The organism is Nostoc flagelliforme FACHB-838, assembly GCF_014698065.1.
Classification (GTDB): domain Bacteria; phylum Cyanobacteriota; class Cyanobacteriia; order Cyanobacteriales; family Nostocaceae; genus Nostoc; species Nostoc flagelliforme_B.
The window spans coordinates 1-7,716 of the sequence record NZ_JACJSI010000282.1 but is presented as its reverse complement, the minus strand read 5'-3'; the positions used below and the strand labels follow the sequence as shown (position 1 = coordinate 7,716).

Here is a 7,716-nt window from a genome sequence, read left to right as displayed (position 1 = left end):
TTGCTTCCAATACACCAGCTTTTATTACAAATACAAGGCATTCGGAATCAGATTCAAATAATACTTATGTACTAGTAATTGGCGCTCGCATTGTGCCAGTTGCGTAAGTCCTGAGTATGTTGCTTTTGTTTGCCACTATAGAACGTTTATAAACATACTTAGGGGTTTCGGTAACATCCATCACTACTGTTTTGGGTGCAAACTACTGAATCAACGATGACTTTTTTCCTTTATTCTGCTGTGTATGGGACATCGCTACCTTTCCGCACCTGGTTAGCATCGAGCCAATTTGCCTAAATTGTTGCTGTAAGTACCTTTTTGTTGGAGCTTGCGGCGATTCTATAAGTAGCATATTTGTATGTTTTAGTACTCGTAGACGTATTTATAGTGTTTTCATGTAAACTTTATGAATTTTTTTATTTTCTACACCAGTATTTCATGTCTTGATTAATTTATACTGTACGATGACAATGAAACAACTGTATTTACTATGCAATTATTTAGCCAACAACTGCAAAATACTTGAAAATCATTTTATAAACATAAAAAATTGTTAATTAAAATATTTTGCTTCTCTGTTAACGGGTAATTTTTATCAATAATAAAAACTCCCTTGTGTTTAATTTATAGGTTATGTAAATTTTAGTTTTAGTCAATTCGTGTATTCAAAGATACTAATTTATTTTGACCATTAACAACGGGTTACTAAAAAATTATTAATCCCTTTTACAAATGATTCTTGGTTAGACGGACGGTGGGTGACAAGATACCCAATTTACAATGTTTGAGTTAACCTGAATTTCTCAGTTGCTCAACATAAAAGAATTTCAGCCTCGTGCAATACGTGTGAGAAGTAAGATTTAAACTAACAATTAAAATGCATATTGATAGTCTGATTTGGCAACATAAAGAAATAATAAAATTATACCACCCTTTATTAATAACTCAAGAAGATTGAAAACTACATGAGAAATGAATTGTCACAGAACTGGATTATTTCTAAATCTTGGTTACGTTTGTTAATGATAATTTTATTAGTAATGGGTGTGTTTTTTCGCTTTGTCAATATTGACAAAAAGCTTTATTGGGGTGATGAAGTTTTTTCATCGTTACGCATATCTGGCTACACGCAGTTAGAAATGAGAAAGCAGTTAAGTAATGGTCGTATTCTCAGCAGAGAAGATTTACTTAAATATCAGTATCCTAATGATGAAAAAGACGTAATTGATACGATTAAGGGGGTTATTATAGAAGACTCGCAGATTTTGCCAGTATACATCTTGATGAGCCGCTTTTGGGTAGAATTATTTGGCAATTCTATAGCAGTGACAAGAAGTTTTTCAGTATTCATGAGTCTGCTCACCTTTCCTTGTCTTTATTGGTTATGTCAAGAATTATTTGAGTCTTCATTAATAGGGTGGATAGCGGTCGGATTGGTAGCCGTTTCACCTATTCATGTCGTGTATGCACAAGAAGCACGAACATACAGTTTATGGATAGTAGCCATCTTAATATCGAGCATAGCACTGCTGCGAGCCATGCGCCTCAAAACAAAAGTTAGTTGGTGCATTTATACAGCAACATTGGTACTAGGGTTTTATACTCATTTGTTTTTTACATTGGTTGCTTTTTCACAGGGAATTTATGTACTTATAATCGAACGCTTCCGATTGAGTAAAACATCTATTTATTACCTGATTTCAGCGCTTACAGGCTTTATAGCTTTTGTACCTTGGATTTGGATTATTATTACTAACCCTCAACCAGAAGCATTAGCTTGGGCGAATATTAAAGAATCATTCTTTGCGTTATCTGCAAGGTGGGTTGGTGTTTTTAGTCGTGCCTTTTTTGATTTGGGTGTTAGCCCTAGCGACCCAGGAAAACTTAAAATTGCCTTAATTCCTTTTATTTTAATTATTTTAGCTCTAATGAGCTACTCAATTTATTTTCTCTGTCGAAAAGCTTATAAAGAAGTTTGGTTATTTGTTTTAACCTTGATTGGTTCTGTAATGCTTCCCTTACTATTAACGGATTTCATGTTTCAAAAGCGATTAGTCACTAATCGATATACGCTTCCCTCCGTTTTAGGTATACAGTTAGCTGTTACTTACCTATTTACCGCTAAGATCAGGTCTACCTCTATTAAGTATTGGCAAAAAAAGCTCTGGTCACTTATAGCGCTTATGGTAATTATGGGCGAAGTTATATCTTGTATCGTTCACTATCAAGCCCCTATTTGGTGGAACCAATTTCCTCGAGACAACCAAGAATATTCTAAAATTGCTAACATTATTAATCAAGGCAATAAACCGCTTATCATTAGTGATGAAGATAACCTACTTCCACAAATCGAAATACTTACTTATTTAGTTGAGCCAAAAGTGCGATTTCAAATTGTCGAAATAAATAAGTTACCAGAGATTACTAATGGTTTTACTGACATATTTTTGTTCTTGCACAAGCCGTCTGACTTCTTGAAAACTGGAATTGAAAAAGTTTATAATTCAAAATTACAGCAGGTAAACCGCTTTCTCTGGAAAATAACAAAACCTAATTAAAAAACTTAGAATTCAGCAATATTTAAGTGGAGGTTTTAGGATTTAGTCCCGCTACTTATTAAATACCATCAAATTTTGAATTTTGTGGGAAACTTGAGAAGAAGTCAGAATTCAGCACCCAGAATTCTGTTTTGTTAAAAATTAATATCAATTAGCGTAAGAACTGGCACAATTAGAACCAAAATATACTTTAATTAAATTCATAATTAAGTATATAGTTATACTGCTGCCGCTTATGTCATCGCCTCTTGAGCGCCCGCTAAAAATTGAAATTAGACTGCCGTCCTCCCATCCTCAGTTATTAGAAGGATTAGATATATGGCTGCGCTTAGGTTTGATATCGGATACCCAAGTTAGGCAGTTATGTCAAGAGTTTTTGGTGTGTACGCTGGCGTTGCAACCCCAGGCTAAAGCTAAAACAAAGGTAGTATTTGCAACTTCCGACCCCGTGCAGCAGTTGCCTGTAGAAGCTTTACAATCTAGTAGCCGTAGACAACCGGAACAAAAACCAGCTAAACCCAACTTTATCAGCACAATGTTGCAGTCTTTGGGGGCAGAACTGAGTGTCCGTTGGCTGCTTTTTCTAGGAGTATTTTTAGTAGTGGTATCCTCTGGGGTACTAGCTGCGAGCCAGTGGGAAAGGTTTCCCGCTTCTGGACAGTATGGAGTTTTATTTGCTTATACTTTGAGTTTCTGGGGGTTAAGTTTTTGGGCAACTAGGCAAAGCAACCTCAGATTAACGGCTCAGACTTTGCTGATTGTCACCCTTTTGTTAGTGCCAGTGAACTTTTGGGCGATGGATAGCTTTCGGTTGTGGCAAAATCCTGTGGATTGGATTGTAGTTGCGATCGCCTGTCCCACTCTCACTGCTATAACTGTTTTACTTTCCAAAAATCGGGCTATTTTTACCAATTTACATACTGGGAAATTGCCTGTAGTAAATATTTTAGGGCTGAGTTATCTGCATTGGGGTTGGCAATTAAGAGGATTTCCCCTAGTTGCCGTTTATATGGCAATGATTGGCACAACTATCATTAGCGTTTATCACAATCTTTCTCAACGATTTAATTCTGGAAACGAGGCAGATGGAAGCGATGTCTACGACGGGCTACGCCTACGCCAGAAGCCAAATATTACTTTATCTACAGCTGTAATTATTTATGCATTGATAGTGCTGCTAATGCGGGCGATTTTTGTTGCCAAAGTAGATGTGACGCAGTTGGGGTTAGCTATTGGCATTTGCGGCTGGTTAGTAACTTGGTTAGCACAGCAGGGAGGGGGCAGGGGGCAGGCGGCAGGGGAAGCAGGAGGAGTAACATTAATATCTTCTTCATCTCCGTCATCGCTGTTACTCTGGGAAAGACTTGGTGGCATTCTACTCTTCCTAGGTTGGTTGGTATCGGTAGTAAATTATCCTTGGCAAGCAATAGCTATAAGTGGTTTGGGTTTGTGGTTTGTGGGAAGTCGCTTGCAGCGGTACAGTTTAAAGTTAGACTTCGCAGCAGTTTTTGTGATCGGTTTACAGACGATTTGGTTAGGTTGGCGATTAGTACCTGATAACTTACAGAAATTGGTGATCGCAACTGCCACTCAACTCACTAATTCTCAAAATGAACCTTGGGCTTTGCTGGGTGTGGCGTTGTTTCCCTACGTAATTTTAATGGTGGCGCTCACAGATGGGCTGCATCGTAGCCAAAAGCGAGAATTGGCTACATTTGGCGAACTACTCACCCTCTTCTTTGGAACTTTTTTAACAATGATCGCTCTTATAAATCCCACATTGCGATCGCTAAATCTGCTATTTTCTACTACCACTCTCGCATTCGTCACTCAACGCCGCTCCCCTTCGCTTCCACTCATATATTTAACTCACATCATGGGGGTGCTGACATTTTGCTCTACCATCAATTGGTTCTTACCAAGCCTGAGTCAACAAGCTTGGGCAAGTCTTTTATTGGCTCTGATGGTTGCAGAATGGGGATTTAGCCTGAGCAATGGATTATGGCGACATAGTGCATGGGACATCGGTTTAGCACTAGCCGCCGCTAGTTTTTTCCTCTTGTGGATAAACGCAGAATCATCTTGGTATGGCATAGCTGATAGGCAAGCTTATTGGGGAGCCTTATGGCTAGTTACACCTTTAACTCTCACGGCTGTTGCCAATGCCACAATTATAAAGCGTCGGACTACTAGCCGTTACTTGAGTGTTTTGACAGTGATAGTTGCCCAATTACTGATTTTCCAGCTACCAGAAACCAGATTAATCGGTTTAGCTATAGGTACTGGATTGATGTTCGTAAATACGCACTATTTGCGAAACCAACCATCTGCGGTAATTACAGAAGGATTTGCTCTGACTTTCATTGGGGCGTTGCTGTGGATAGGTGTGCCTGGTTTACCCCACCTAGCGGTGGCAGGTTGGTTTGTCGCAGGAGCGATCGCAACCTTAAGTTTATGCGTAGCACGGACTGTTTTGAGCCGACGCGGTAACGAATTAGGAGTTATATATGCAGCCGCTAGTGATAAATGGGCGATCGCCTTGTGTGGTTTTGAGTTGTTCACCTTGACACTGCACTCAATATTGATTTACTCAGGGTTTATTAATTCTGGATTTTTGTACTTATCTGCCACTGCAATCACCTTGACAGCCATTGTTTATCGTAGTTGGCGCGAACCAACAAATTGGGCATTTTATGGCATCGGCTGGTGTTTAGAATTGTTGATTACCCAGGCGCTAGGGTTGGGGGAACGCTCAACTGTTAAAATAGCGATCGCAAATATCGCCTTGGGTTTAATTGCTCAACTGATCGGCGAATGGTGGCGGCGACGACATCAATTAGAAAGGCTTCCTAGCAGCCTTCACATTTTGCCATTAATTTATGGTCTATTCAGCGTATTGCTGCGTTTGGACACCTTCACCGACTGGACAGGGTTGTATTCCTTGGGTGTAGCTTTAATTATCATTGGCGTGGGGCGACGGCGCGAGAACTTTAAACCCCTGCTGTACCTAGGAATCATTGGCGTATCCATTTCTGCTTATGAACTTTTGTTCTATCAAATGTTACAAGCTTCAGGAGGAAGATTAGGTGATGGATTAATTGCCATGTCTGCCCTTGGTGCCAGTATTATGTATGCCTACCGCCTTCTGTCGCCTTGGCTAGTCAGCTACTTACGCCTAACTCCCCAAGAACTCAAAGGAATTGCCCATATTCATTGGGCTTGGAGTAGCTGTTTATTAATGGCTGCCATTCCTCTTCCCATTGGAGTTAACCGTTTAGTGGGATTGGCAACTGGAGTATTTTTGATTCGTTATGCCATCTTTCAGGGACGAAATTTGCGTACTTCCCCCAGTATTTTAGGAGGAATCACAATAGTCGAGATGTGGGTTTACATCGGCTTATTAGAGGTAGCCGCCATGAGGGTTTATTGGCGCGAGACAGCAGTCGGAAAATTTTGGGCTGGGCCATTAGTTCCTTGGAATGGTGCGATCGCCTGTGTGGTAGCCTATTTTTTATACATCCTACCTTGGGAAAGCTGGGGTTGGTCTAAAAGACCTTGGCAACAAGCTGCTTACATCACACCACTGATAATTTTATGGGAAACCAGACTGCAAACTTACCCAATTACCTTACTACTCGCAGCTGGATTTTACATCTTCATCGCAAAAGTGGGTGAAAACATCCGTTTTACATATATCAGTGTAGCGTTAGTTGATTGGGCAATTTACCGTTGGTTTAATGAATTGCATCTCACTGATTCTTTGTGGTATGTAACAGCAATTGGATTATCACTACTTTATATTGCTCAAGTAGATACTCAACTGAGGCTACCAGAATACAAAGCAGCTCGCCATATTCTGAGAGTGTTAGGCAGTGGTTTAATTTGTGGATGGGCAATTTTATTTCATCAAGATGCAGCCTGGATACCTGGAATTTTCAGCCTCATCGCCATTTTTGCCGGATTAGCTTTACGAGTCCGGGCTTTTCTCTACATTGGTACAGCCACTTTTTTAATCACTACAATTTATCAATCGGTAATTTTCAGTTTGCAGTACTCTTTCTTAAAATGGGTTGTTGGCTTGCTAGTTGGCATCTTGCTGATTTACATCGCTGCCAACTTTGAAACTCGTCGCGCTCAAATAACTTCCTTAATTCGTAGCGCCATTGATGAATTTCAATCATGGGAATAGAGGCTGGACTTAGTATGATGCAAGCGGATGATAAAATCATCTCGATTCACTGTCATCTATAGGATTTACACAAAAACCCTCCCAAACTCTCATTTCTCCGTGTCCTCTGCGTCCTCTGTGGTTCTTCCATTACCCGTGCGTAAGTTCTAAGCTAAAATTAAGCAAGAGCGATGGCTTTGCCAAAGTTTTCGGCTAAGGCATAGAAGCACAAAACAATGACACGGATTCCATTAACAGAAGCTCAACTTCATTTACCCGAACTGATTGCAAGTCTGCAACCTGGTGAAGAAGTGCAGATTTTTTCCGGCGATGTTTACGACGGGCTACGCCTACGCACTATTGCCAGATTGATTGGCGAACTCCAGCCAGCTAGTGCAATCGGAACCCTAATCATTCTTTCCAAAGATGAAACCCACTTGGAAGACTTTCACGATTACATACCGTGAAGCTTCTGCTCGATACTCAGGCATTCCTCTGGTTTGTACTCAACGATTGTGCCCTCAGTCAAGTCGCCTGTGATTTGGTTGTCGATCCCCTGAATGATATCTTACTCAGTCCTGCTTCCTATTGGGAAATTGCCATTAAAGTTAGTATTGGTAAGTATCAAATTCCTGGAAATTTTGAAACATGGATGGAGCATCAAATCCATGTTAACGAGTTGGAAATATTACCGATTAAAGTTTCTCATACAGCCGCGATTGTGACTCTGCGATTCCATCATAAAGATCCTTTTGATCGGCTTTTAGTTGCCCAAGCACTCACAGAAAAGATCCCGATCATTAGCGTGGATGCAGTGCTAGACAATTATGCAGTTACTCGCTATTGGTAAAAATCGTCCTACCCTGCGGGAAGCCGCTCAATACGGTTCGGTTAAGCCCAAAATCAGGTAAGGTGAGGGTTATTCCCTGAATGCACTGATGTTGAATGCAACTCAAAGAATTCTCACTGATCTCACCTGTAGTCGAATCA

4 protein-coding genes are annotated in these 7,716 nt (G+C 40.3%); all 4 read left to right on the top strand.

The features are described from left to right. Window positions 1-977 precede the first annotated feature (977 nt). The 4 genes from H6G97_RS40845 (at window position 978) to H6G97_RS40830 (ending at window position 7,576) form a co-directional block, all read left to right on the top strand. On the top strand, window positions 978-2,558 hold the full coding sequence (locus H6G97_RS40845) for a glycosyltransferase family 39 protein (protein WP_206759155.1): 1,581 nt from the start codon (window positions 978-980) through the stop codon (window positions 2,556-2,558). A 235-nt stretch (window positions 2,559-2,793) separates the two neighbouring features. After that, a complete protein-coding gene (locus H6G97_RS40840) occupies window positions 2,794-6,747 on the top strand; it encodes a DUF2157 domain-containing protein (protein WP_190946310.1) in 3,954 nt (1,317 codons plus the stop codon). Window positions 6,748-6,962: 215 nt separating this feature from the next. After that, window positions 6,963-7,193 (top strand): antitoxin of toxin-antitoxin stability system, encoded by a 231-nt coding sequence (locus tag H6G97_RS40835; RefSeq protein WP_190946309.1) that lies wholly within the window; start codon window positions 6,963-6,965, stop codon window positions 7,191-7,193. Next, a complete protein-coding gene (locus tag H6G97_RS40830; protein ID WP_190946308.1) occupies window positions 7,190-7,576 on the top strand; it encodes a PIN domain-containing protein in 387 nt (128 codons plus the stop codon). Before H6G97_RS40835 ends, H6G97_RS40830 begins: the two co-directional genes overlap by 4 nt. Window positions 7,577-7,716: the final 140 nt, after the last annotated feature.

Bases quoted from the DNA above. Each gene is read 5' to 3' on its own strand.
- H6G97_RS40840 (WP_190946310.1), top strand. From the start codon at position 2,794: ATGTCATCGCCTCTTGAGCGCCCGCTAAAAATTGAAATTAGACTGCCG.
- H6G97_RS40835 (WP_190946309.1), top strand. From the start codon at position 6,963: ATGACACGGATTCCATTAACAGAAGCTCAACTTCATTTACCCGAACTG.